We start from the raw sequence: 24,977 nt of genomic DNA, 5'->3' as shown, positions 1-24,977 counted from the left end.
GGTATGAAATATCACGATTATATCTGGGATTTAGGTGGAACTTTACTGGATAATTATGAAACTTCAACAGCCGCATTTGTTGAAACATTGGCACTGTATGGCGTCACACAAGACCATGACAGTGTCTATCAAGCTTTAAAGGTTTCTACTCCTTTTGCGATTGAGACATTCGCTCCCAATTTAGAGAATTTTTTAGAAAAATACAAGGAAAATGAAGCCAGAGAGCTTGAACACCCGATTTTGTTTGAAGGAGTTTCTGACCTATTGGAAGACATTTCAAAACAAGGTGGACGTCATTTTTTGGTCTCTCATCGAAATAATCAGGTCTTAGAAATTTTAGAAAAAACTTCTATAGCAACCTATTTTACGGAAGTAGTGACTTCTAGCTCAGGCTTTAAGAGAAAGCCAAATCCTGAGTCCATGCTTTATTTAAGAGAAAAGTATCAGATTAGCTCTGGTCTTGTCATTGGTGATCGACCGATTGATATCGAAGCAGGGCAAGCTGCTGGACTCGATACCCACTTATTTACCAGTATCGTGAATTTAAGACAAGTATTAGACATATAAGAAAAAGGAATAAGATGACAGAAGAAATCAAAAATCTGCAGGCACAGGATTATGATGCCAGTCAAATTCAAGTTTTAGAGGGCTTAGAGGCTGTTCGTATGCGTCCAGGGATGTACATTGGATCAACCTCAAAAGAAGGTCTTCACCATCTAGTCTGGGAAATTGTTGATAACTCAATTGACGAGGCCTTGGCAGGATTTGCCAGCCATATTCAAGTCTTTATTGAGCCAGATAATTCGATCACTGTTGTCGATGATGGACGTGGGATCCCAGTCGATATTCAGGAAAAAACAGGTCGACCTGCCGTTGAGACTGTCTTTACTGTCCTTCACGCTGGAGGAAAGTTCGGCGGTGGCGGATACAAGGTTTCAGGTGGTCTTCACGGTGTGGGGTCCTCAGTAGTTAATGCTCTTTCTACTCAATTAGACGTTCATGTCCACAAAAACGGAAAAATTCATTACCAAGAATACCGTCGTGGTCATGTTGTCGCAGACCTTGAGGTGGTTGGAGATACGGATAAAACAGGAACAACGGTTCATTTTACTCCGGATCCAGAAATCTTCACGGAAACAACAACCTTTGATTTTGATAAATTAAATAAACGGATTCAAGAGTTGGCCTTTCTAAATCGCGGTCTTCAAATCTCCATCACAGATAAGCGCCAAGGTTTGGAACAAACTAAGCATTACCACTATGAAGGTGGGATTGCTAGTTATGTTGAATATATCAATGAGAATAAGGATGTAATCTTTGATACACCAATCTATACAGACGGTGAGATGGATGATATCACAGTTGAAGTAGCCATGCAGTACACAACGGGTTATCATGAAAATGTTATGAGTTTCGCCAATAATATTCATACCCATGAAGGTGGAACGCATGAACAAGGTTTCCGTACAGCCTTGACACGTGTCATCAACGATTATGCACGTAAGAATAAGTTACTAAAAGACAATGAAGACAACCTGACAGGGGAAGATGTTCGCGAAGGATTAACTGCAGTTATCTCAGTTAAACACCCAAATCCACAGTTTGAAGGACAAACTAAGACCAAACTGGGGAATAGCGAAGTGGTCAAGATTACCAATCGCCTCTTCAGTGATGCTTTCTCTGATTTCCTCATGGAAAATCCACAGATTGCCAAACGTATCGTGGAAAAAGGGATTTTAGCTGCTAAGGCTCGTGTGGCTGCCAAGCGTGCGCGTGAAGTCACTCGTAAAAAATCTGGTTTGGAAATTTCCAACCTTCCAGGAAAACTAGCAGACTGTTCTTCTAACAATCCTGCTGAAACAGAACTCTTCATCGTCGAAGGAGATTCAGCTGGTGGATCAGCAAAATCTGGTCGTAACCGTGAATTTCAGGCAATTCTTCCAATCCGCGGTAAGATTTTGAACGTTGAAAAGGCAAGTATGGATAAGATTCTAGCTAACGAAGAAATTCGTAGTCTTTTCACAGCAATGGGGACAGGATTTGGCGCAGAATTTGATGTTTCGAAAGCCCGTTACCAAAAACTCGTTTTGATGACCGATGCCGATGTCGATGGAGCCCACATTCGTACCCTTCTTTTGACCTTGATTTATCGTTATATGAAACCAATCCTAGAAGCTGGTTATGTTTATATCGCCCAACCACCAATCTATGGTGTCAAGGTTGGAAGCGAGATTAAAGAATACATCCAGCCAGGTGCAGATCAAGAAATCAAACTCCAAGAAGCCTTGGCTCACCATAGTGAAGGACGTGCCAAACCAACTATTCAGCGTTATAAGGGGCTAGGTGAAATGGACGATCATCAGTTGTGGGAAACAACCATGGATCCCGAACATCGCTTGATGGCTAGAGTTTCTGTGGATGATGCTGCAGAAGCAGATAAAATCTTTGATATGTTGATGGGGGATCGAGTAGAACCTCGTCGTGAGTTTATCGAGGAAAATGCCGTTTATAGTACACTTGATGTCTAAAAAATCGGGAGAAGTAGTTCCCTTGGTCTAAAAAATATGATATAATCATTACGATTGTTTCAAGTAAAAAAAGGAGTTTGATATGTCTAATGGACAACTAATTTATTTAATGGTTGCAATTGCAGTCATTTTAGTTCTGGCTTATGTAGTGGCAATCTTTCTACGTAAGCGAAACGAGGGAAGATTAGAAGCGCTAGAAGAAAGAAAAGAAGAACTATACAATCTTCCAGTAAATGATGAAGTAGAAGCTGTAAAAAATATGCACTTGATTGGACAAAGTCAAGTGGCTTTCCGTGAATGGAATCAAAAATGGGTCGATTTATCTCTCAACTCTTTTGCCGATATTGAAAATAATCTCTTTGAAGCAGAAGGCTATAACCATTCATTTCGTTTTCTCAAGGCCAGTCATCAAATTGACCAAATTGAGAGTCAAATTACTTTGATTGAAGAAGATATTGCTGAAATTCGCAATGCTTTGGCAGACTTAGAGAAGCAAGAATCTAAAAATAGTGGTCGTGTTCTTCATGCTTTGGATTTATTTGAGGAACTTCAGCATAGAGTTGCTGAAAATTCAGAACAGTATGGTCAAGCCTTGGATGAAATTGAAAAACAATTAGAAAATATCCAATCTGAATTTTCACAATTTGTAACCTTGAATTCATCGGGTGACCCTGTGGAAGCCGCAGTGATTTTGGATAATGCTGAAAATCATATCTTGGCTTTGACACATATTGTTGATCGTATACCAGCAATTGTAACAACATTATCTAAAGAGCTACCAGATCAACTAGAAGATTTAGAAGATGGTTATCGTAAGCTATTAGATACTAATTATCATTTTGTTGAAACGGATATTGAAGCGCGTTTCCACTTGCTTTATGAAGCATTCAAGAAAAACCAAGAGAATATTCGTCAGTTGGAATTAGATAATGCCGAATATGAGAATGGACAGGCACAAGAGGAAATCAATGCCTTGTATGATATTTTTACTCGAGAAATTGCTGCTCAGAAAGTAGTGGAAAATCTACTTGCAACTCTTCCAACTTACCTTCAACATATGAAAGAGAATAATACTTTATTGGGAGAAGATATTGCACGTTTGAGCAAGACCTATTTACTTCCTGAGACAGCTGCAAGCCATGTTCGTCGTATTCAGACAGAATTAGAGAGTTTTGAGGCAGCTATTGTTGAGGTAACTTCAAATCAAGAAGAACCAACCCAAGCTTATTCAATTCTTGAAGAAAATCTTGAATCTTTACAGGAAAATCTTAAAGATATTGAAGATGAGCAAATTTCAGTTAGTGAGCGCCTGACACAAATTGAGAAAGATGATATCAATGCACGTCAAAAGGCCAATGTTTATGTCAATCGTCTCCATACTATCAAGCGATACATGGAAAAACGCAATCTGCCAGGTATTCCACAAACTTTCTTGAAGTTATTCTTTACGGCAAGCAATAATACCGAGGATTTAATGGTTGAGTTAGAACAGAAAATGATTAACATTGAATCTGTTACCCGAGTTCTTGAAATTGCAACGAATGATATGGAAGCTTTAGAAACGGAAACTTATAATATTGTACAATATGCAACCTTAACAGAGCAACTCTTGCAATATTCTAACCGCTATCGCTCATTTGATGAACGCATTCAAGAAGCATTTAACGAAGCTTTAGATATTTTTGAAAAAGAATTTGATTATCACGCTTCATTTGACAAGATTTCTCAAGCATTGGAAGTGGCAGAGCCTGGTGTAACCAATCGCTTTGTTACCTCATATGAGAAAACACGTGAAACGATTCGTTTTTAATAAAAAAAGATTTGATTGTGTGAGGAGCAGAATCAAATCTTTTTCTATAGTAGTATCGTGAGCAAAAGATTTCAAAATGATAAAAACGCATAATAGCAGGTGTAGAAACTCTTGCTACTATGCGTTTTATTATGGAAAGACTTATTGGACTTTCGCTCAAGTCGAGTTTTTACTCAATTTCCTTACTTGATTGGGATTGAAATTCCAATTAATTTTTCTGAGTAGAGTGTCTTGATATTGGCTTCATCAATAGAGTCCTTATCAATTTTACGTTTCAAGAAAAATTCTTGAATGGTTTCGATTTCAGGCTCACGAATAGCACGGTGTTTGTTTGAGATGAGGATTTCATAGTGAAGCGGAGCTTGGGTAAAAATAACATCTGTATTCCCTGCTGAGTAAACCTCAACAAGGGTTGCATCGGTACTTTCTAGCTGGCTTTTTACAAGTTGCGAGTGTGAGTTTGTTGTATTGATAAGCTTCATAATATTTCCTCCGATTTTCTAATTCTATTATAGCACTTTTTGAATAAAGTCGCTTGATTTATACTCAATGAAAATCAAAGAGCAAACTAGGAAGCTAGCCGCAGGTTGCTCAAAACAGTGTTTTGAGGTTGTGGATAGAACTGACAGAGTCAGTATCATATACCTACGGTAAGGCGACGCTGACGTGGTTTGAAGAGATTTTCGAAGAGTATTAGTCAATCTTATGCTGTTTTTTCCAAGATTGGATGGCCCATTTATGGCTACCACGTTTGAGGTTCTCAATAGCCTCGTCAATAGGGAACCAGGCAATATGATTAAAGTCTTCTAGTGGCTTTTGAACTTCCTTGAAAGAAGTCGCTTCATAGAGGTAGGCAGGATTGTAGTAGTAGGTATCACGGTGACGAGAGTAGAAATATTCGTCAGCTTGTCCATAATAGGTACCAATTTCAGCAGTGAATCCAAGTTCTTCAATCAATTCACGTTTTAGGGCTTCCTGATGATTTTCCCCTGCTTCAATTTCGCCACCTGGTAAGAACCAAGCACCATTAGGAGCTTGAACTAAAACTATTTGTTTTTGTTCAGCGTCAGGAATAACTGCATATACACCGTAACGTGAAACATAGTCTGTATTCGCTTTTTTTTCTCCGAAAGTTGGGTTTGCCATTGCATTTTCCTCATTATCTAGTATCGTTATTATTATCATAATGGACAAAGGCCAAGCTGTCAAGAAATTACAGTTATTTTAGTAAAAAGAAGCAGAAAATTTTCATTTTCTACTCCTTTTCTATAGGATTTATACTTCTTTTTCAGAAGTTTTAACTTCAGCTTTTTTGGCAGACTTAATTTGAATCTTACCCTTGCTGGTCATAACTGCCTTGAGGTCTTTTTCGCTTGGATTTTCAAGGTAGTAGTCAGTGATTGCGTCCTCAATATAGTCTTGAATAGTACGACGAAGTGGGCGCGCCCCCATTTTTGGATCATAACCGAGGTCAACCAATTTTTCCTTGACCTTGTCAGTTACATCCAAATGAATGTTGTTGCTAGAAAGGCGCTTGTTAACGTCTGCTAGCATAAGCTCGACAATCTGAAGGAGGTTATCTTTGCTGAGAGACTTAAATTCGATAATACCATCAAAACGGTTCATAAACTCTGGGCTAAAGAAGTTACCGAGTTCACCGAGAACAGAGTTGGTACGTCCTTCGCGAGCAGCCCCAAAACCAACGCTGGCTTCAGCCTTACCTGTCCCTGCATTTGAAGTCATGATAATAATGGCATCCTTGAAGCTGACGGTACGTCCTTGCCCATCTGTCAAACGACCATCGTCCAAGACCTGGAGGAACATGTGCATGACATCTGGATGGGCTTTTTCTACTTCATCCAAGAGAATAAGAGAATATGGATTGCGGCGAACTTTTTCAGTTAATTGTCCAGCCTCATCATAGCCAACATAACCTGGAGGAGCGCCGACCAACTTAGCCACACTATGTTTTTCCATGTATTCACTCATATCAAAGCGAATCATACTGTCAGCAGAACCAAAGAGTTCGATAGCTAGTTGTTTGGAAAGTTCTGTCTTACCGACACCAGTTGGTCCGACGAAGAGGAAGCTTCCGATTGGGCGGTTAGGTGTACCGAGACCGACACGATTACGGCGAATAGCCTTGGCAATCTTATCGACAGCATCATCTTGTCCAATAACATGAGACTTGAGATCTTCGGCTAGATGGATGAGTTGAGATTGTTCTTTCTCTTTCAAATCACCAACAGGGATATTGGTTTTCTGCTCAATAATGTGCTCAATAGTTTTCTCGCTGATGATAGGAGTATCTTGGTCTGTGACCTTTTTCTTTTGCATTTCTTTATACTTGGCAATCTGGTCGCGGAAATAAGCCGCTTTCTCAAAATCTTCCTCTCGTGTAGCTTGAGACTTGAGATTTTCAGCCTCAATCAAGCGTTGATCAATCACTTTAGGATCGACAAAATTCAAGGTCAAGTTCATCTTAGAACCAGCTTCATCTAGGAGGTCAATGGCCTTGTCAGGTAAGAAGCGATCTTGAATGTAGCGATTGGAAAGAGTTGCAGCTGCTTCAATTGCAGCATCGGTATATTGAACGTGGTGGTAGTCTTCGTATTTCTTTTGAATCCCTTTGAGAATAGTGATTGTTTCGTCCACTGTTGGTTCATCGACTTTAACAGGCTGCATACGACGCTCTAAGGCAGCATCCTTTTCAATGATACGGTATTCATTGAGGGTAGTAGCACCGACCAGTTGCAGTTCTCCACGAGCAAGGGCTGGCTTGAGGATATTTCCTGCGTCCATATTACCATCACTCGCAGAACCTGCACCAACAATTTCATGGATTTCATCGATAAAGAGGATAATATCCTCACGTTTGCGAATTTCTTCCATGAGTTTTTGCATGCGTTCTTCAAATTGTCCACGAATACCCGTTCCTTGAACTAAGCTAACCACATCCAGACGGATGACTTGTTTACCTTGGAGTTTATGTGGAACATCGCCATCAACGATTTTCTGAGCTAGGCCTTCGACAACAGCAGTTTTTCCGACACCAGGTTCACCGATAAGGACAGGATTATTCTTGGTTCTACGATTGAGAATCTCGATGACACGGATAATCTCATCGTCGCGCCCGATAACGGGGTCAATGTCTCCACGACGGGCAATCTCAGTTACGTTGATACCAAATTCTTCCAGCAGCCCTTTTTCTTGGCTTGGTGGTGGAGTTTGAGCGGATCCATGATTTTGGGAACCATAACCGCCGTTTCCACCGTAACCTCCACCTGATTGGGTTGGGGGAATAGGAGGAGTATTGCTAGAAGGTCTGAAATTGTTTAGGTCATTGAAAAAATCACCAAAGGGATCGAAGTCACGATTGTTCAGATCCGTCATGCCTTTAAAGAGACTGTTATTAGGATCAGTCTTGATAATCTTGTAGCAGTTTTGACAGAGGTCAATTTGTTTTTGTTTTCCATTGAGATTGGTGTAAAGATGAATTGTTGAGTCGTTGATTTTACAGTTTTGACAAAGCATACATCTACCTCATTTCTTTAGCTTGACCTGTTTAAAGGTCAAAAATAGTCAAATTTCTATACTTTCATTATAACAGGATTGGGGTGTAAAGCAAGTAAAAAGATTGTAGCTTTGAGAAGTTATTACAATGAAGATCTTTGTGAATTTGGACTATAAAAAAATCCTATTTGTGAGACAAAAAGGATTTTGGTTAGACATGCAGGGACAATCCCAGCTTGTTTTGTATTAGTAAAGGAGTTCGTAAATCTCCATTGCAATCAAGTCAATGCTATCAAACGTATACGTTTCGCGAGCTTCTACGTCACGAAGGGTAAAGATTGAGCCGTTTTCTTCGTCGTGGCTGTACGCAACTTCTGCAACAACAACTCCTTCGCGTTCAAAATTACGTTTTAAATTTCCGCCATCGTTTGCCATTGCTTCAAGGCGGTTGATGATTCTAACCAAATGTGATTCCATTTTGATTCTCCTTCATTTCTTATCGTTACTATTTTACCATAAAGGAGGCCAACTTGACTAGAAAAAACTAAGATTTCTCGCTAATTCTGCTAGTTTAAAGATTTTTAAATAAATTGGATAAAAGATTTGAATTTTAATTCAATACATGTTATAATCATACAGTACTCTATTTTAGAAAGCAGTGTGACTATGAATTTTTCTTTTTTACCTAAGTATTTACCTTATTTTAACTATGGGGCTGTTGTGACGGTTCTTATTTCTATCTGTGTTGTCTTTTTGGGAACTATTTTGGGTGTTGTCTTGGCTTTTGGGCAACGTTCAAAGTTTAAACCGCTTGTTTGGCTGGCCAACTTGTACGTTTGGATTTTCCGTGGGACACCTATGATGGTTCAGATTATGATTGCCTTTGCTCTTATGCATATCAATGCCCCGACTATTCAGGTTGGGATTTTGGGTGTTGATTTGTCTCGTCTGATTCCAGGGATTTTGATTATTTCTATGAACAGTGGTGCTTATGTTTCTGAGACTGTCCGTGCCGGAATCAATGCAGTTCCAAAAGGTCAGCTAGAGGCGGCTTATTCGCTAGGGATTCGTCCTAAAAATGCGATGCGCTATGTGATTTTGCCACAAGCTATCAAAAATATTTTGCCAGCATTGGGGAACGAATTTATCACTATTATCAAGGATAGTTCCCTCTTATCAGCTATCGGTGTCATGGAGTTGTGGAACGGAGCTACAACAGTTTCTACAACAACCTATCTACCTTTAACACCACTTTTATTTGCAGCCTTTTATTACTTGATTATGACCTCTATTTTGACCGTAGCCTTGAAAGCTTTTGAAAAACGTATGGGACAAGGAGATAAGAAATAATGACAGAAACCTTGATAAAAATTGAAAATTTACATAAATCATTTGGAAAGAATGAAGTATTGAAGGGCATCAACCTCGAGATTAAAAGAGGAGAAGTTGTCGTTATCATCGGTCCTTCAGGGAGCGGGAAATCTACCTTGCTTCGCTCTATGAATTTGTTGGAAGAGGCAACAAATGGGAAGGTTATCTTTGAGGGAGTCGATATTACGGACAGGAAGAATGACCTGTTTGCCATGCGTGAGAAGATGGGGATGGTTTTCCAACAATTCAATCTCTTTCCTAATATGACTGTGATGGAAAATATCACCTTGTCACCTATCAAGACCAAAGGTGAGAGCAAGGCAGTGGCTGAGAAGAGAGCCCAAGAGCTTTTGGAAAAAGTTGGTTTGCCAGATAAGGCAGATGATTATCCACAGAGTTTGTCAGGTGGGCAGCAACAACGGATTGCCATCGCGCGTGGGTTGGCTATGGAACCAGATGTTTTGCTCTTTGACGAGCCGACTTCAGCCTTGGATCCTGAAATGGTAGGTGAGGTATTGGCTGTTATGCAAGATCTAGCCAAATCAGGAATGACCATGGTTATCGTAACACATGAGATGGGATTTGCCCGTGAGGTGGCAGATCGTGTTATCTTTATGGCAGACGGTGTAGTTGTTGAAGATGGAACACCTGAACAGATTTTTGAACAAACCCAAGAACAACGGACTAAAGACTTCTTGAGTAAGGTTTTATAATCTATTTTAAAATTTCAAGACAAGATTAGTGAAAAGCTCGACCCGAGCTTTTTCTTATAGTTTGAAACTATAGGATTGCCTAGGAAAGAAGTGTTAGAGGGTGCTAGCAGTTTTTGGTATAATGGAAGATATTTGAAAGAAAAGAGAAATGATATGACACAGATTATTGATGGGAAAGCTTTAGCGGCCAAATTGCAGGGGCAGTTGGCTGAAAAGACTGCAAAATTAAAGGAAGAAACAGGTATAGTGCCTGGTTTGGTAGTGATTTTGGTTGGGGACAACCCTGCCAGCCAAGTCTACGTTCGTAACAAGGAGAGGTCAGCCCTTGCGGCTGGATTCCGTAGCGAAGTAGTGCGAGTTCCAGATACCATTACCCAAGCGGAATTATTAGACTTGATTGCCAAATACAATCAAGATCCAGCTTGGCATGGGATTTTGGTTCAGTTACCATTACCAAAACATATCGATGAAGAGGCGGTTTTATTGGCTATTGACCCAGAAAAGGATGTGGATGGTTTCCATCCTCTAAATATGGGACGCCTTTGGTCTGGTCATCCAGTCATGATTCCATCAACACCTGCAGGAATTATGGAAATGTTTCATGAATATGGAATTGATTTAGAAGGTAAAAATGCGGTGGTCATCGGTCGTTCAAACATTGTTGGAAAACCCATGGCCCAGCTTCTTTTGGCAAAGAATGCTACAGTTACCTTGACTCACTCACGGACTCACAATCTTGCCAAGGTGGCTGCTAAAGCAGATATTCTTGTGGTCGCAATCGGTCGTGCTAAGTTTGTGACTGCTGACTTTGTCAAATCAGGTGCGGTTGTCATTGACGTTGGGATGAACCGAGATGAAAATGGTAAGCTCTGTGGGGATGTTGATTATGAGGCAGTTGCCCCACTTGCTAGCCATATTACGCCAGTTCCTGGAGGTGTCGGTCCTATGACCATTACTATGCTGATGGAGCAAACCTATCAAGCAGCACTTCGAACATTGGATAGAAAATAAGAGAAAAATCGCTGAAGAGAGTGTATTTTCTATAGCTATATCTGAAATGGCAGAAATGAATATTAAATTTTAGATATAAGATTAAAAAAGACAAACTATAAGAAAAGTCAATAGTTTTATCTAAAATATTTCTTGTTTCAAATTTGCTGATTTTAGAGCACGTCAAAAATCCCTTGAAAAAATCCATTTTTTCAAAGGTGTTCCTGTGTCAAATTCAGAAGTTACATCACTTTTTGTTCGTCAAAGGGTAGCTCGTTTTTGAGAAGATAAAACAGCATTCTGATAAGTTTTTTTGCAAGGTGAATGATGGCTACATTGTAATGTTTTCCTTGTTCTAACTTATACTCATCTGTTTTCAAACAGCATTCTAGTCCATCGCCGATTAACGATGGACTTTATCATTTCCTTCTCCATTCCTTGTATGACATCTTGAAGTTGATTCATGACATCTTCCAAAGTTCGAAAGGCTTTATTCTTAAATCCACGTTTACGAATCTCTTTCCACACTTGTTCAATGGGGTTCATCTCTGGTGTGTGGAGGAATAAATGCAAAGCCAATATTACTCGGAATCTTTAAGGTACTTGATTTATGCCATATAGCATTGTCCATGACAAGTAAAAGATAATCATCTGGATAAACTTGTGAAAGTTCTTCTAAAAAGGCGTTCATCCACTAGACTTCCTGCGAAACAAAAATATGATACAATAGAATTATGAAGCAAGTAAACAATTAACTGATGTTCGGTTTAAGCGCCTTGTTGGTGTTCAGCGTACTACTTTTGAATAGATGTTAGCTGTGTTAAAAACAGCTTATCAACTTAAACACGAAAAAGGTGGACGAAAACCTAAATTAAGCCTAGAAGACCTTCTTATGGCCACTCTTCAATACACGCGAGAATACCGCACTTATGAACAAATTGCGGCTGATTTTTGCATTCACGAAAGCAACTTAATCTGTCGGAGTCAATGGATTGAAGTGACTCTTCTTTAAAGTGGTTTTACGATTTCAAAAACTCACCTTAGTGCTGAGGATACGGTGATTGTGGATGCAACAGAGGTAAAAATCAATTGTCCTAAAAAAACAATTAGAGAATTATTCTGGTAAAAAGAAATGCCATGCTATGAAGGTTCAGGCGATTGTCACAAGCCAAGGGAGAATTGTTTCTTTGGATATTGCGGTGAACTATTGCCACGATATGAAGTTGTTCAAAATGAGTCGTAGAAATATCGGACAAGCTGGTAAAATCTTGGCTGACAGTGATTATCAAGGACTCATGAAGAGGTATTCACAAGCGCAAACTCCGAGGAAATCAAGCAAACTTAAGCCCCTAACTCTTGAAGATAAAGCCTATAACCATGCGCTATCTAAAGAAAGAATCAAGGTTGAGAATATTTTTGCCAAAGTAAAAACGTTTAAAATGTTCTCAACAACCTATCGAAATTATCGTAAACGCTTCGAATTACGAATGAATTTAGTTGCTGCTATTATCAACCGTGAACTAGGATTTTAGTTTTGTAGGAAGTCTAATAAAATATATGAATTTGTGGAAGGTGAAAAAAGATCATACCCTGGTGAAATATGTTTTAAAAAATGTGATATCGACCTGTGCGATGTATTGATATTTAACAAAATCGTGGGTGAAGGACGGTTTAATGGAAAGTCTATTGGTTTACAACAATTTATAGATGAATATACAAACTCAGAATTTGAAATCATTATTGAAGGCTATTATGGTAACACAACTACATATACAGGATGGCTGCGGGAAGATGGGAAACGACCAGTGACGGCAATTATGTATATTTGGAACAGCGGAGATATGGTGTATAAGGTAAAAAAATAAACGATTAAAAAAACAATTTAATAAAGGAGAAAAGCTCATGAACAAATTTGAGAAGAGAAAATTGTTACAAGAATATCAAGTCAAATAAATGGAAGAATTTGAAGAGAACTTACCGATGGAAAAGAAATTATTTTATGAATTATTTGATTATCTAAATGATAAATCAGAAACGGTAGAGTGTAATCACGATTTTTCTTTAACAAATGAGTTTTTGAAAGATAAAAATGCGGATATTGAAAAGGTTATAGAATTTTTGCGAGAAAATGGTGCTGGTTGTGATTGTGAAGTGATTTTTAATGTTGAGGAAAAGTTTGAAGAATAAAATGTTTGTATTAGAAATAGACAGGTAAATTTACTTAAATTGCAAGTAGAAAGGTGATTGTCATGAAAGAACTGCAAAGTGAATTGTTTTCAAATTTAACAATCCCAGAAGATGAAGATTTTGGACTTTATGAAACTGTGCCAAAGGGCTTTGATAATGAAGTGTCTTTGTTTATTAGCAAAGACACAATCACGAATGATACTGCTCTGAAAAAAGCAGGGGAATTTTTTGACAAGGCTGTTTACTGGAATACATATTGCCGAAAACTTTTCATCGAAAATAGCGCAGACAGTGATGTAGAAGAATATTTTGCGTTTTTTGAAGAAGAAGTGCCAGAGGTATTTGAAGCATACAAGACGAAAACTCTTATTCTTGCAGACAAGGTAAATCTTTTGCAATTCGAAGGCATGGCAAGCCATGGCTTTGAAGATGAACAAACATTTGTGGTGGATTTTACATTAGGCTACGACCAGATATTATGTGTTGAGTTTCACTCTGATTTTGAATATAGCAACATTGCGTGGGAAAGCTAATGCGTATAAGATGAAGTTCAACAATTCCAGTTTGTCCAATTGAATAGAACAATTTTAGAAACAGTAAATCACAAAGGTTTGCTGTTTTTTCTTATTTATTTTCCCACAAACATTTTACACTAACAAACTCTAAAATGTTATAATTTTCAATGTATTGCAATAATGTACAATGAGTGAATTAACCGTTATGGGATAGTGGTTACTATGATACTTAAATACAGTTAAGAAAAAGCTAGTAGTAGCGTACCTATAATGAAGTAGAATAACAAAAAAGCATGCTATAATTATAACGAATGCATAATTTATAGTAAGAATACAATAGCGAATATCGCTTGACAATTAGTTATAATAGATATACGATTTAGTCATTAGGTTAGTTCAGGAAACATATGAGGCTTTGGGTATCTGAAACATTTTGTAGAAATGATGACGTATTTAATAACGATATAATAATTAAGGGAGAAAACAAAATGAGAGTACCAACTTATATTAAAGAAGAAAATTACAATATAATAAATATAGATGATACATTTACAAGTATTAGTATTTGCAACAAATTAGAAAGTGGAGATACCAACGAACTGTATGAAATTTATTTTTATGGTTCACTTTTTGAAGAATATATGATTTGTGGTATGTATGATGAAAAAAATGAGATTAGCGATCCTTGCATGATAGTAGCAAAATATATACATACAGGAAAAGAAATTCTACTCTATGATGAAGCTAGATATGGATACAACCCTATGTTCTGTGATGAGATAAATTTAGAAGATATCAAAAAACGTCCACTTTCTAAATTAGAAATTCCAAACTCTAAAATTGAAATAGATTTTACCTATAGCATTGATTTTGATGAAGAGAAAGAATATTTTGAATTTGATGAAGATGACTTTACAGAAACTATTAATGGAGAAAAAATTTCTTTTGAAGAAGTGAAGAGAAATGGATTTGATTATATAAAAATTACTGCTATAGACGAACTGGATAACAAAAGAGTTATCTGTGAGTTAGAACTTGCATAAGTTTATTAATTACGAGAGATAAAATATGAAACCAACGAAAGAAGAATTTAGAAAATTAAGTAATGAAGACAAGTTGAAATGTATTCAAATATAGAGGAGACAAATGAAATGGGTGAAACACAAAAGAAATTAACATACGCAAAGATTACCATAGAAAATATTAAAAGTTTAGATGAAAACTCTTATTTTGATATTGTTGATCCAATGTGGGAAGCAATTAGTATTTATGATGGATATGATGAGTATATTCAATCAGCGCAGACTTTCACTTTAGAGCAAAGATATTTATTAGCCATTACTTGGTATTTTGCAGAAGTAAGTAATGGAGGTCATTACCAGTTTTTATATAATCCTACAGGGATAGTTTGGGAAGATGCGATAAAAGGTTTCAAACATTTTGGAATGAACGAATATGCAGGTAATTTTCAAAAAGTTGTAGACTATTGTGGTGGGACAATATCTTTTGGTAAAGAAGAAAGATACCATATGCTAGAAATATTGGAAGAAAAATACGGAGAGGAATTTTTTAAGATTTTAGGTGAAGCCGATGATTTCATTTACGATTATGAAGGTGAAGAAAACGAACTAAACTACATCAAATCTCATCCTGAAAAGTTTGTATTTGAAGGAGAATACGAGAGCTTTTACAATCGGCGCTAAAAAAGAAAAAAATATTCTAAAAAATTGAGAGGTGCTTAAGTGAAGAATCTTTAGCATGTGAAAAAGAGAAATCATTAGAGAAATGCTTGATGGAGGAAATAGGCAAACGATATGGATGAAGTATTTGAATGGTTAAAAGCATATTATCAGTATGTGCTGATAGCAGGCGGATTAATATTTTTAATCGGTGCTATAAGAGATTGGAAATGGGTATATCAAGCTACAGTCGGAGATAAAGCAAGACACGCATTTATTTTTGAAGTGTGGGGTGATAAAGGATATAGAGTCTTTATAGGAATATGTGGATTGTTGCTTACGATTTGTGGTGTTGTTTTTTTAATGTTAGATAAACGATAAAAGTGGAGGTAACTTAACATGAAATGGAATTCAGAAAATCGCGAAGAATTTTTTGCGTATATAGAAAAGCTTATAGATGAAGATAAATATACAGAATGTATCACAGCGTTGGAAAACATCCCTATGGAAGAACGGGATTACAAAGTATGGTATCAGATTGCTCGTACCTATCAAAACTTCGCGATTGTCGGCAATGATGATAAAGGAACACCTAGTTTTATTGGCGATAAATTTTTATTAAAATCTATAGATATTTTGAATTCGGTTAGAGAAGAGGGGAAAGATAAGGCTGAATGGAACATGCGTATGGCGTATGCTTATCAATATTTGACTCATGAGGAAGAAAAAGCGATTCCTTATGCCTTGCGTTGGGCGGAGTTAGATCCTGAGGAAGAGAATGCGTTGGAAGTAGTAAAAGAGTGTAAAGAAGAAATAGAAAAAAGAGCTTTAAGAGCCAATGTGGCTACTGAGAAAGTAATCTATCAAGAAACTGCCGAAATTGACGAAGACTGGTGTATCTATTTATGCAATGCATTTGCTTACGACTTACCGGCTGTGGTTCGAACCAATTTAGCTCTTATGAATTTTGAATTTACTGCAAACTACCCTAAAAGGCTTCAATTACAAATATTATATAAGAATGCTGATGACAACGGTTTTCCTACAAGAGAAGAAGGGGAGTATGTATATTCTATAGAAGACGCTGTAGTAGAGATTATTGAACAACATGGAGACATGTTAGCAGGCGTTGCGAAATGTGATGAACGGGTACATATTTTTGCCTATGCTAAGAATGAGTTGGGGTACTACGATGAAATTTCTGAGATGATGGCTGAAAAATTCCCTGATTATGCCTATACATTTGCAGCGTTTGAAGATCAGGACTGGGAAATGTATTTTAATGGACTGTATCCTGACAGATATGAATGCCAAAGCATTATGAATATGAGGCTCATCGAGAATATTAAAAGTAATGGTGATAGTATGGTGCCGAGAGTACTCGAACATTGCCTGTTCTTTACAACAGAAGAAAATGGGGAAGCATTTTTAACCAAAGTAATGGAAGACGGTTTTACAAAACTTTCATCAGAAAATCTGAGCAACAATGAAGCTATAGATAAGGAACATCCATATGAACTTGTCATAGGCAGGGAAGATGCTTTTGAAGATATTGATGAAACTGTCTGGTATCTTATGGATCTAGCAGAAGAGTTTGACGGGGAATATGATGGCTGGGCATGCCATATTGTGAAGTAGCGTGAAATAGCACTTTAAAGAGAAGAAGCGAGATGAAAACGTCCTTAAAAATATAGATTTCAACAAGCTCTTTGTTAAATAAGGTTGATGAAAAAATTTTAATAGAAAATAACGATGTTATGTTGTCTCACTTTATTTTACAAATCAGGCGTAAATGATTCAGTGTAAAAAACAATTAAAACTACCTAATTATTGTGATATGATGCCAGTGATATTTTATGTTTTAAAAGGAGAAAAATATGAGTTTTTATAAAAAAGTTATTAACGGATTATTTAATAGTTCAAAGGAAAAAAATGAAGAGTATTCTAAGATTAAAGAAGCACCTCTTGCTTATTGGGAAGAATTTTCACATATGTTAGCTTTAGTACCTAATAATTACTCACTTACAGAAGATATTTTTGAAAATATTAAAGCTATAGATGGTATTGAAATTAAAGAAAAAAGTCTTCCAAGTGAAGATTTCCCTGGACAGATTGTTCTATCATATAAAGGAACTGATTTTGATGTAAGATTCTATCTTGGAGATTTTTATGCAGAAGAAATGTATCAATGGGAATTACAATATTTTACAGAAGAAGAAAAAGAACATATTTTAAATTCAAAGAATGCCTTAATTGTTTATATGAAATTTGAAGGAGATGCTAAAAAATGTTACCATTTACAGCTTAAGCTTGTATATGCTATGGTTCCTGAAATGGTTGCTCTTTGTGATGAAAGTGCTGAAAGAATGTTAAATAAAAAATGGGTTGAATTAGCAGCGAAATCAAATGTACTTCCTTCTCCATCAAGCCTATATACTGTTCAAGCTGTTTGTGATGAGAATGAAGTTTGGTTACATACTCATGGATTATGTAGATGTAATCTTCACGAAATAGAGATATTGGATTCAAATAAGAAAGATTACCAATCATATCATAGCTTACTTTCTAATTACGCTTCTATAATGATAGATGGAAATTATTCTAATGAAGATGAAGAAGAGATACATTTAGGAATGTTTGATGATGGAGAGCCAATAGTCGCTACATCTAAAAAATGGATTGATGCTTTGAAATATTATCCTAATGTTAATATTGGAGGGGTTGAAGACAGAAAAAAATCCCATAATTCTAAAACAAATATAATTTTCCTATATGAAAGTGAAGAAGATTATAATAACAACATTGTAAGTTTACCTTCAAAATTTACAGAAAAGTTTGATAATAACCCATTAATGTTCTTAAGTACTGAAGAAACTGCTAGAATGAGTGATTTAGCTAGAGAAAGATTTTCTTATGTTGAAAGAATGCTTAAGAAAAAACAAGAAGGTAATGAAGATATTACTATTATTATTAAATTAGGACTTGAAACAATAGATGAAGAAGGTAATTTGGATAGTACAAATCTTGAACATATTTGGTTTGAAGCTATTTCTATGGAAGGAGATAGTTTCAAGGCAGTATTGACTCAAGAACCATATCATATTCCAGATTTACATGAAGGTGATGTGGGGACATATTCTATAAATTATGTAAGTGATTGGATGATTTATACTGAAAAAGGTGTAATAAAACCAGAGACTGTATATTTTTTAGATTTATAAGAAAATAAAATAGAGCGTATGATAAAAAGTCTGTAAATTTAAATCAAGCCTTCTATGGTAAAATGGCTCTTTGTCAAATAGGGGTGATGAAACAATCTTAACAGAAAATAACGATGTTTTTTGTCTCATTTTTTTACAACTTGGGTAAGTATAAATAATCGCCTAAAAATAGGATATAATTAGGCGAAACGAAAAGGGGGTAGGCGAATGAGATTTTTTAGTTATGAAAATCTAGCAAGTAGTAAGTGGGATAGTGAAATTATAAATCTTCTTTCACAAATTCATGAGCACAAAGGAAAACAAGAAGTTTTTTTGACACGCAAGCCTGCTGTTTTAGATAAATTAGTAGAGATTGCTAAAATTCAAAGTGTAGCGGATTCTAATAAAATAGAGGGAATTGTTACTACAGCAGTCAGAATAAAAGAGTTAATGAATCAAAAAACAACTCCTAGAAATAGGGATGAAGAAGAAATTCTTGGATATAGAGATGTACTAAATACAATTCATGAAAATTATGAATATATTCCAATCAGCAGTAACTATATTTTGCAACTTCATAGAGAACTATTTAAGTATAGTGAAAAAGGAATTGGTGGTCGATATAAAAATACGCAGAATTCTATTGTGGAAAAAGATAAAGAGGGTAATGCTGTCGAAAGGTTTAAGCCACTATCTCCATATGAAACACCAGGCGCAATTGAGCAAATTTGTAATGAATTGAATATAGCTTTTGACAAAAAAGATGTGGATTCGTTACTTTTAATTCCAATTTTTATTCATGATTTTCTTTGTATTCATCCTTTCAATGATGGGAATGGAAGGATGAGTCGTTTATTAACAACCCTCTTGCTATACAGACAAGGATATGTAATTGGGAAATATATCAGTTTAGAAAGTAAAATAGAAAAAAATAAAGACAGTTATTATATAGCTTTAGAAAAAAGTGGGATAGGTTGGCATGAAAACAAAGAAGATTCTGTGCCGTTTATAAAATATATTCTTAGAACGATATTAGCTGCTTATATTGATTTTGAAGAAAGGGTTGATTATGTAGACGAAAAAGTGCCTACAATTGAACTTGTTAGAAATGCAATTGATAGGAAATTAGGTAAATTTACTAAAAGCGATATGATGGAATTAGTTCCAAGTGTAGGAAAGGCTACAATTGAAAATATGCTTAAGCAATTAACTGAGGAATCGTACATTGAAAGACATGGCAAAGGAAGAGCGACCTTTTATGTAAAAAAGTAGCTAAATAACTAGATTTTAAGGTGAAATTATGAGGAACAGTATGAAGTTTATACACGATAGAAGTAGCAACATTCTTTTCAGCCTTCATGATAGCAGGGTGAAAGAAATCAAATATCACAACGAAACTTTGACGTTAAAAGTTAATAAAATATATGAATTTGTGGAAGGTGAAAGAAAATCATACCCAGGTGAAATATGTTTTAAAAAATGTGATATCGACCTGTGTGATGTATTGATATTTAACAAAATCTTGAGTGAAGGACATTTCAATGGAAAGTCTATTGGTTTACAACAATTTATGGATGAATATACAGATTCAGAATTTGAAATCATTATTGAAGGATATTATGGCAATACAACTACATATACAGGATGGCTTCGGGAAGATGGGAAACGACCAGTGACGGCAATTATGTATATTTGGAATAGCGGAGATATGGTGTATAAGGTAAAAAAATAAACGATTTGAAAAAACAATTTAATAAAGGAGAAAAGCTCATGAACAAGTTAGAGAAGAGAAAATTGTTACAAGAATATCAAGTCAAACAAATGGAAGAATTTGAAGAGAACTTACCGATGGAAAAGAAATTATTTTATGAATTATTTGATTATCTAAATGATAAATCAGAAACGGTAGAGTGTAATCACGATTTTTCTTTAACAAATGAGTTTTTGAAAGATAAAAATGCGGATATTGAAAAGGTTATAGAATTTTTGCGAGAAAATGGTGCTGGTTGCGATTGTGAAGTGATTTTTAATGTTGAGGAAAAGTTTGAAGAATAAAATGTTTGTATTAGAAACAGACTGGTAAATTTGAAGGTGTAAGGAGAAATAGTGATAGATGCAATCAATACATAATATTTTATGTGAAAAACTAAATCCGAGAAGTGGAGTTATCAAAATAAGTAGTTCTAATGATGAAGATAGAATTTATTTCGATATAAGTTGGGAGGGAGATTTCCATTTTATAGTTACTGGTTGGGTGCATTACGGGTGGTATTATGTACAAAGAGATAAACAATGTATATCGCCATCTTATGTTTATCAAAGAATAGATGATAGAGCGTTATCTGTAATGCAACACATTATAGACGAAATTGAAAATGGGAAATATAACAACAAAAAAACTGAAAAAGAAAAAATTAAACAGGTTCTTGAAGAAAGAAATCTAACCTCTTTTATGAACAATACAAAATGGAAAGAACTGATAGATTCCATCATGGAGAACATGAGAGACATCCCGATACAATATAAGACGTTTTTTGATGAAGAAGAGCCTAGCATATATTGGACGATTGATGCTGATGAACATTTTTTTATATGAATATGAGAATTGTTGAATGGTTTAAAATTAGAAGTAAATTTGAGAAAGTTCTTGGTCAAGGACGTTTAATTGAGCCAAAGATATGTGTTACTGATAAAAAAACAGAAATAGAGTGTATGCTTAATAAATTTAGTATTCCTTATGAATATGATGATATTGAAAAATGTTTTATTATTTTTGGGTATAGATAATGAAAATTGAAAATTAGAAGTTAAAGGGGTAATTGTTCCATTAAATAGAATAGTTTGTTGTTATACTCCTCTTTATATTAAAATATTCGACTATAAATATGAGGTGCGGTTAGGCTATGAATTAGTTTTTAAATATGATTTTTTTGTATAGCTTTCGGGAAGAATGTGTTGTTATCACTGATAAGTTTTAGCAGCAAGGATGATAAAAATATTCGGATATCACAAATGAAAAAGGCTTGGTCAACGCCTAACCGAAGCGATAAAACAGAAGAGGAAATGTGGAAGTCTTATCAAAAAATTGCAAACTGACAAACTTTTGAGAAACTATGCAATATGGAAGAGATTGCAAATGAATCTGATATAGTAAATAAAAAATCGGAAAATAGTTACCGCCTTATCGCTCTGTACAAAATGATTGGATACGGAGTTACAGGGTTTTATCCTGCCTTGGAAGAAAATAAAGATGAGCTGGAGAGAAAAATCGAAGAATACATTATGTGCTTAAGAACAAATCCCAGTTTGTTGGATTAGTAACTAAATATAAATTTTAAATTTTTTAATTTTTAATAAGGAGGTCTGCGCCTCCTTTTTGTTGTATAATAAAAGTGAGAGGAAAAAAGGATGAAAGTGATTGATCAAACCTTACTAGAAAAAGTCATTATTGAACGTTCTCGTACCAGTCATAAAGGAGACTATGGCCGTCTGCTGTTGCTGGGTGGGACTTATCCTTATGGTGGTGCCATTATCATGGCTACTTTAGCAGCTGTAAAAAGCGGTGCAGGATTGGTGACCGTTGGAACGGACAGGGAAAATATTCCAGCTCTGCACAGCCATTTACCTGAGGCTATGGCCTTTTCTCTTCAAGACCAGCAATTGTTAAAAGAGCAATTGGAGAAGGCAGAAGTTATCTTGCTGGGGCCTGGTTTACGAGACGATGCTTTTGGAGAAAATCTAGTAAAACAAGTCTTTGTTAATTTAAGCCAAAATCAGATTTTGATTGTAGATGGTGGTGCCCTGACCATTCTTTCTAGGACAAGTTTGTCGTTTCCGTCTAACCAGCTTATCCTAACTCCCCACCAAAAAGAATGGGAAAAGCTGTCTGGTATTGCTATTGAAAAGCAAAAGGAAGATGCAACGGCTAGTGCTTTGAGTTCCTTTCCTCAAGGAACAATTTTGGTTGAGAAAGGTCCAGCTACTCGTATTTGGCAAGCTGGCCAATCTGATTATTACCAGTTACAGGTTGGCGGTCCCTATCAGGCGACTGGGGGAATGGGAGATACGCTTGCTGGGATGATTGCAGGATTTGCAGGCCAGTTTAAACAAGCTAGTCTATACGAGCGTGTAAGCGTAGCGACTCATCTTCATTCAGCCATAGCCCAAGAATTAGCTCAAGAACAGTATGTGGTTTTGCCGACGGAGATTAGTAATTGTCTTCCTAAAGTAATGAAAATTATTTGTCAAAAAGAGAGGGTAAGCAAAGATAAACTCGTTTAAAATAGACAGATAAATCTACTTCCTTCTCTTAATTTATGATTCTTGAAATGCGCCTGCTTTAATGCTAAACTAGACGTATCAAAGTTAAGGTCTTGTTTTTGGAACTGGAAAGAGATGAACAAAGCAAATACATAAAAGATAAACTCATTTTTATTCGTTTGATAAAAAGAAAATGCATATTTTCAAAGAAAGATTGATGAAAAATGTAAATTTGATCTTTTTGCTTGAATAAAAAGCGGTTTCATAGTAAAATAAGAACTGAGAATGATGGAGGTAAATCGGTGGAAAATCTGAAGAAAATGGCAGGTATCAAGGCTGCTGAGTTCGTGAGCGATGGAATGGTCGTTGGACTTGGAACAGGCTCGACTGCCTATTATTTTGTCGAAGAAATCGGTCGTCGTATCAAGGAAGAAGGATTGCAGATTACAGCTGTAACGACTTCTAGTGTGACTAGTAAACAGGCTGAAGGCCTTAACATCCCGCTCAAGTCTATTGACCAAGTAGACTTTGTCGATGTGACGGTTGATGGCGCGGATGAAGTGGATAGTCAGTTTAACGGAATCAAAGGCGGTGGTGGTGCCCTTCTCATGGAAAAGGTGGTCGCAACACCATCAAAAGAATACATTTGGGTGGTGGATGAAAGCAAGCTGGTCGAAAAACTAGGTGCTTTTAAATTGCCAGTAGAAGTGGTTCAGTATGGTGCAGAGCAGGTCTTTCGTCATTTTGAACGAGCTGGCTACAAACCAAGTTTCCGTGAAAAAGATGGTCAACGTTTTGTGACGGATATGCAGAATTTTATCATTGACCTCGCCTTGGATGTCATTGAAAATCCAATTGCTTTTGGGCAAGAATTGGATCATGTCGTTGGTGTCGTAGAGCACGGTTTATTCAACCAAATGGTGGATAAGGTCATCGTTGCTGGACGAGATGGGGTTCAGATTTTAACTTCAAAAAAAGGAAAATAGAAGGGGGCATAAGATGTCTAAATTTAATCGTATTCATTTGGTGGTACTGGATTCTGTGGGAATCGGTGCTGCACCAGATGCTAATAACTTTGTCAATGCAGGGGTTCCAGATGGAGCTTCTGACACACTGGGACACATTTCAAAAACAGTTGGTTTGAATGTCCCAAACATGGCTAAAATCGGTCTTGGAAATATTCCTCGTGAAACTCCTCTTAAGACTGTTCCAGCTGAAAGCAATCCAACAGGATATGCAACAAAATTGGAAGAAGTATCCCTTGGTAAGGATACCATGACTGGACACTGGGAAATCATGGGACTCAACATTACGGAGCCCTTCGATACTTTCTGGAACGGATTCCCAGAAGAAATCTTGACAAAAATCGAAGAATTTTCAGGACGTAAGGTCATTCGTGAAGCTAACAAACCTTACTCAGGAACAGCCGTTATCGATGATTTTGGACCACGTCAGATGGAAACTGGAGAGTTGATTATCTATACTTCAGCTGACCCTGTTTTGCAAATTGCTGCTCACGAAGACATCATTCCTCTGGATGAATTGTACCGTATCTGTGAATACGCTCGTTCAATTACACTTGAGCGCCCTGCCCTTCTAGGTCGTATCATTGCTCGTCCATATGTTGGTGAACCAGGTAACTTCACTCGTACAGCCAACCGTCGTGACTTGGCGGTATCTCCATTTGCACCGACTGTTTTGGATAAATTGAATGAAGCTGGTATCGATACTTATGCTGTTGGTAAAATCAACGATATCTTTAACGGTGCTGGTATCAACCATGACATGGGCCACAACAAGTCAAACAGCCATGGAATTGATACACTATTGAAGACCATGGGCCTTGCTGAGTTTGAAAAAGGATTCTCATTCACAAACTTGGTTGACTTTGATGCCCTTTACGGCCACCGTCGTAATGCTCACGGTTACCGTGATTGCTTGCATGAGTTTGATGAACGCTTACCTGAAATTATCGCAGCCATGCGAGAGAACGACCTTCTCTTGATTACTGCGGACCACGGGAACGACCCAACTTACGCAGGAACAGACCACACTCGCGAATATATCCCATTGTTGGCTTACAGTCCTGCTTTTAAAGGAAATGGTGTCATTCCAGTAGGACATTTTGCAGATATTTCAGCGACTGTTGCCGATAACTTTGGTGTGGAAACTGCCATGATTGGGGAAAGTTTCTTAGATAAATTGGTATAA

27 protein-coding genes and 2 pseudogenes are annotated in these 24,977 nt (G+C 36.6%); 24 read left to right on the top strand and 5 right to left on the bottom strand.

Annotated elements, in window-relative coordinates; translation table 11 throughout:
* Positions 1 to 3 precede the first annotated feature (3 nt).
* From SP4011_RS07850 to ezrA, 3 genes are all read left to right on the top strand, one after another.
* Positions 4 to 567 carry an HAD-IA family hydrolase gene (locus SP4011_RS07850; RefSeq protein ID WP_176139090.1) on the top strand — a complete coding sequence of 188 codons (564 nt, stop codon included), beginning with the start codon at positions 4 to 6 and terminating at the stop codon, positions 565 to 567.
* 14 nt (positions 568 to 581) lie between these two features.
* Positions 582 to 2,528 (top strand): DNA topoisomerase (ATP-hydrolyzing) subunit B, encoded by a 1,947-nt coding sequence (gene gyrB / locus SP4011_RS07845; protein WP_338618654.1) that lies wholly within the window; start codon positions 582 to 584, stop codon positions 2,526 to 2,528.
* Between the two features lie 82 nt (positions 2,529 to 2,610).
* Positions 2,611 to 4,338 carry a septation ring formation regulator EzrA gene (gene ezrA, locus SP4011_RS07840; RefSeq protein WP_338618653.1) on the top strand — a complete coding sequence of 576 codons (1,728 nt, stop codon included), beginning with the start codon at positions 2,611 to 2,613 and terminating at the stop codon, positions 4,336 to 4,338.
* Positions 4,339 to 4,520: 182 nt separating this feature from the next.
* Here ezrA and SP4011_RS07835 read toward each other — a convergent pair whose 3' ends face one another.
* The 4 genes from SP4011_RS07835 to SP4011_RS07820 form a co-directional block, all read right to left on the bottom strand.
* Complete coding sequence (locus SP4011_RS07835) at positions 4,521 to 4,820, bottom strand: DUF1827 family protein (RefSeq protein ID WP_000767194.1); 300 nt, start codon at positions 4,818 to 4,820, stop codon at positions 4,521 to 4,523.
* 211 nt (positions 4,821 to 5,031) lie between these two features.
* On the bottom strand, positions 5,032 to 5,484 hold the full coding sequence (locus SP4011_RS07830; RefSeq protein ID WP_000013084.1) for an NUDIX hydrolase: 453 nt from the start codon (positions 5,482 to 5,484) through the stop codon (positions 5,032 to 5,034).
* Positions 5,485 to 5,613: 129 nt separating this feature from the next.
* Positions 5,614 to 7,872, bottom strand: coding sequence for an ATP-dependent Clp protease ATP-binding subunit (locus SP4011_RS07825; protein WP_057518618.1), 2,259 nt, complete (start codon positions 7,870 to 7,872; stop codon positions 5,614 to 5,616).
* Between the two features lie 225 nt (positions 7,873 to 8,097).
* Positions 8,098 to 8,328, bottom strand: a complete 231-nt coding sequence (locus SP4011_RS07820; RefSeq protein WP_000443574.1) for a DUF1797 family protein — start codon at positions 8,326 to 8,328, stop codon at positions 8,098 to 8,100.
* 189 nt (positions 8,329 to 8,517) lie between these two features.
* Here SP4011_RS07820 and SP4011_RS07815 point away from each other — a divergent pair, with 189 nt between their 5' ends.
* The 3 genes from SP4011_RS07815 (at position 8,518) to SP4011_RS07805 (ending at position 10,946) form a co-directional block, all read left to right on the top strand.
* A complete protein-coding gene (locus SP4011_RS07815) occupies positions 8,518 to 9,201 on the top strand; it encodes an amino acid ABC transporter permease (protein WP_001011642.1) in 684 nt (227 codons plus the stop codon).
* Complete coding sequence (locus SP4011_RS07810) at positions 9,201 to 9,935, top strand: amino acid ABC transporter ATP-binding protein (RefSeq protein ID WP_057518619.1); 735 nt, start codon at positions 9,201 to 9,203, stop codon at positions 9,933 to 9,935. Before SP4011_RS07815 ends, SP4011_RS07810 begins: the two co-directional genes overlap by 1 nt.
* A 153-nt stretch (positions 9,936 to 10,088) precedes the next feature.
* On the top strand, positions 10,089 to 10,946 hold the full coding sequence (locus SP4011_RS07805; protein ID WP_338618652.1) for a bifunctional methylenetetrahydrofolate dehydrogenase/methenyltetrahydrofolate cyclohydrolase: 858 nt from the start codon (positions 10,089 to 10,091) through the stop codon (positions 10,944 to 10,946).
* Positions 10,947 to 11,291: 345 nt separating this feature from the next.
* On the opposite strand, the pseudogene SP4011_RS07800 reads toward SP4011_RS07805, so the two are convergent.
* Positions 11,292 to 11,619: pseudogene (locus SP4011_RS07800) on the bottom strand (transposase); the annotation flags it as partial.
* Between the two features lie 36 nt (positions 11,620 to 11,655).
* Between SP4011_RS07800 and SP4011_RS07795 the strand changes: the two are divergent.
* The 18 genes and pseudogenes from SP4011_RS07795 to SP4011_RS07710 form a co-directional block, all read left to right on the top strand.
* Positions 11,656 to 12,457, top strand: a pseudogene (locus SP4011_RS07795) (IS5 family transposase); the annotation flags it as partial.
* Between the two features lie 33 nt (positions 12,458 to 12,490).
* Positions 12,491 to 12,790 (top strand): hypothetical protein, encoded by a 300-nt coding sequence (locus SP4011_RS07790; protein ID WP_338618651.1) that lies wholly within the window; start codon positions 12,491 to 12,493, stop codon positions 12,788 to 12,790.
* 115 nt (positions 12,791 to 12,905) lie between these two features.
* Complete coding sequence (locus SP4011_RS07785) at positions 12,906 to 13,112, top strand: DUF2695 domain-containing protein (protein ID WP_338618649.1); 207 nt, start codon at positions 12,906 to 12,908, stop codon at positions 13,110 to 13,112.
* 62 nt (positions 13,113 to 13,174) lie between these two features.
* Positions 13,175 to 13,645 carry a hypothetical protein gene (locus SP4011_RS07780; protein WP_338618648.1) on the top strand — a complete coding sequence of 157 codons (471 nt, stop codon included), beginning with the start codon at positions 13,175 to 13,177 and terminating at the stop codon, positions 13,643 to 13,645.
* Between the two features lie 470 nt (positions 13,646 to 14,115).
* The gene (locus SP4011_RS07775; protein WP_057487329.1) at positions 14,116 to 14,670 is read left to right on the top strand and encodes a hypothetical protein; all 555 of its coding nucleotides are present in this window, start codon (positions 14,116 to 14,118) and stop codon (positions 14,668 to 14,670) included.
* Between the two features lie 108 nt (positions 14,671 to 14,778).
* Positions 14,779 to 15,330 carry a DMP19 family protein gene (locus tag SP4011_RS07770; protein ID WP_057487206.1) on the top strand — a complete coding sequence of 184 codons (552 nt, stop codon included), beginning with the start codon at positions 14,779 to 14,781 and terminating at the stop codon, positions 15,328 to 15,330.
* 111 nt (positions 15,331 to 15,441) lie between these two features.
* Positions 15,442 to 15,687: an immunity 17 family protein gene (locus SP4011_RS07765; protein ID WP_057487205.1), complete on the top strand. Its 246-nt coding sequence runs from the start codon at positions 15,442 to 15,444 to the stop codon at positions 15,685 to 15,687.
* Between the two features lie 18 nt (positions 15,688 to 15,705).
* Positions 15,706 to 16,944 (top strand): DUF695 domain-containing protein, encoded by a 1,239-nt coding sequence (locus SP4011_RS07760; RefSeq protein WP_057487204.1) that lies wholly within the window; start codon positions 15,706 to 15,708, stop codon positions 16,942 to 16,944.
* Positions 16,945 to 17,183: 239 nt separating this feature from the next.
* Positions 17,184 to 18,527, top strand: a complete 1,344-nt coding sequence (locus tag SP4011_RS07755; RefSeq protein WP_057487203.1) for a DUF4026 domain-containing protein — start codon at positions 17,184 to 17,186, stop codon at positions 18,525 to 18,527.
* A gap of 207 nt (positions 18,528 to 18,734) precedes the next feature.
* Complete coding sequence (locus SP4011_RS07750) at positions 18,735 to 19,778, top strand: Fic family protein (RefSeq protein WP_057487202.1); 1,044 nt, start codon at positions 18,735 to 18,737, stop codon at positions 19,776 to 19,778.
* A gap of 40 nt (positions 19,779 to 19,818) precedes the next feature.
* Complete coding sequence (locus tag SP4011_RS07745) at positions 19,819 to 20,238, top strand: hypothetical protein (protein WP_057487201.1); 420 nt, start codon at positions 19,819 to 19,821, stop codon at positions 20,236 to 20,238.
* Between the two features lie 38 nt (positions 20,239 to 20,276).
* Positions 20,277 to 20,561 carry a DUF2695 domain-containing protein gene (locus SP4011_RS07740; RefSeq protein ID WP_057487200.1) on the top strand — a complete coding sequence of 95 codons (285 nt, stop codon included), beginning with the start codon at positions 20,277 to 20,279 and terminating at the stop codon, positions 20,559 to 20,561.
* Positions 20,562 to 20,619: 58 nt separating this feature from the next.
* Complete coding sequence (locus SP4011_RS07735; RefSeq protein ID WP_338618646.1) at positions 20,620 to 21,102, top strand: DUF6678 family protein; 483 nt, start codon at positions 20,620 to 20,622, stop codon at positions 21,100 to 21,102.
* Between the two features lie 2 nt (positions 21,103 to 21,104).
* Positions 21,105 to 21,293, top strand: a complete 189-nt coding sequence (locus tag SP4011_RS07730) for a DUF6678 family protein (protein WP_225354823.1) — start codon at positions 21,105 to 21,107, stop codon at positions 21,291 to 21,293.
* A 333-nt stretch (positions 21,294 to 21,626) separates the two neighbouring features.
* Positions 21,627 to 21,824: a hypothetical protein gene (locus SP4011_RS07725; RefSeq protein WP_057487199.1), complete on the top strand. Its 198-nt coding sequence runs from the start codon at positions 21,627 to 21,629 to the stop codon at positions 21,822 to 21,824.
* 90 nt (positions 21,825 to 21,914) lie between these two features.
* Entirely contained in the window at positions 21,915 to 22,787 is an 873-nt protein-coding gene (locus SP4011_RS07720; protein ID WP_338618645.1) for an NAD(P)H-hydrate dehydratase, read from the top strand.
* A 281-nt stretch (positions 22,788 to 23,068) separates the two neighbouring features.
* Entirely contained in the window at positions 23,069 to 23,752 is a 684-nt protein-coding gene (gene rpiA / locus SP4011_RS07715; RefSeq protein ID WP_338618644.1) for a ribose-5-phosphate isomerase RpiA, read from the top strand.
* Between the two features lie 13 nt (positions 23,753 to 23,765).
* On the top strand, positions 23,766 to 24,977 hold the full coding sequence (locus SP4011_RS07710; protein ID WP_000033118.1) for a phosphopentomutase: 1,212 nt from the start codon (positions 23,766 to 23,768) through the stop codon (positions 24,975 to 24,977).

The organism is Streptococcus parapneumoniae, assembly GCF_037076355.1.
Lineage (GTDB): Bacteria > Bacillota > Bacilli > Lactobacillales > Streptococcaceae > Streptococcus > Streptococcus parapneumoniae.
This window is presented reverse-complemented; position numbering and strand designations above follow the sequence as displayed.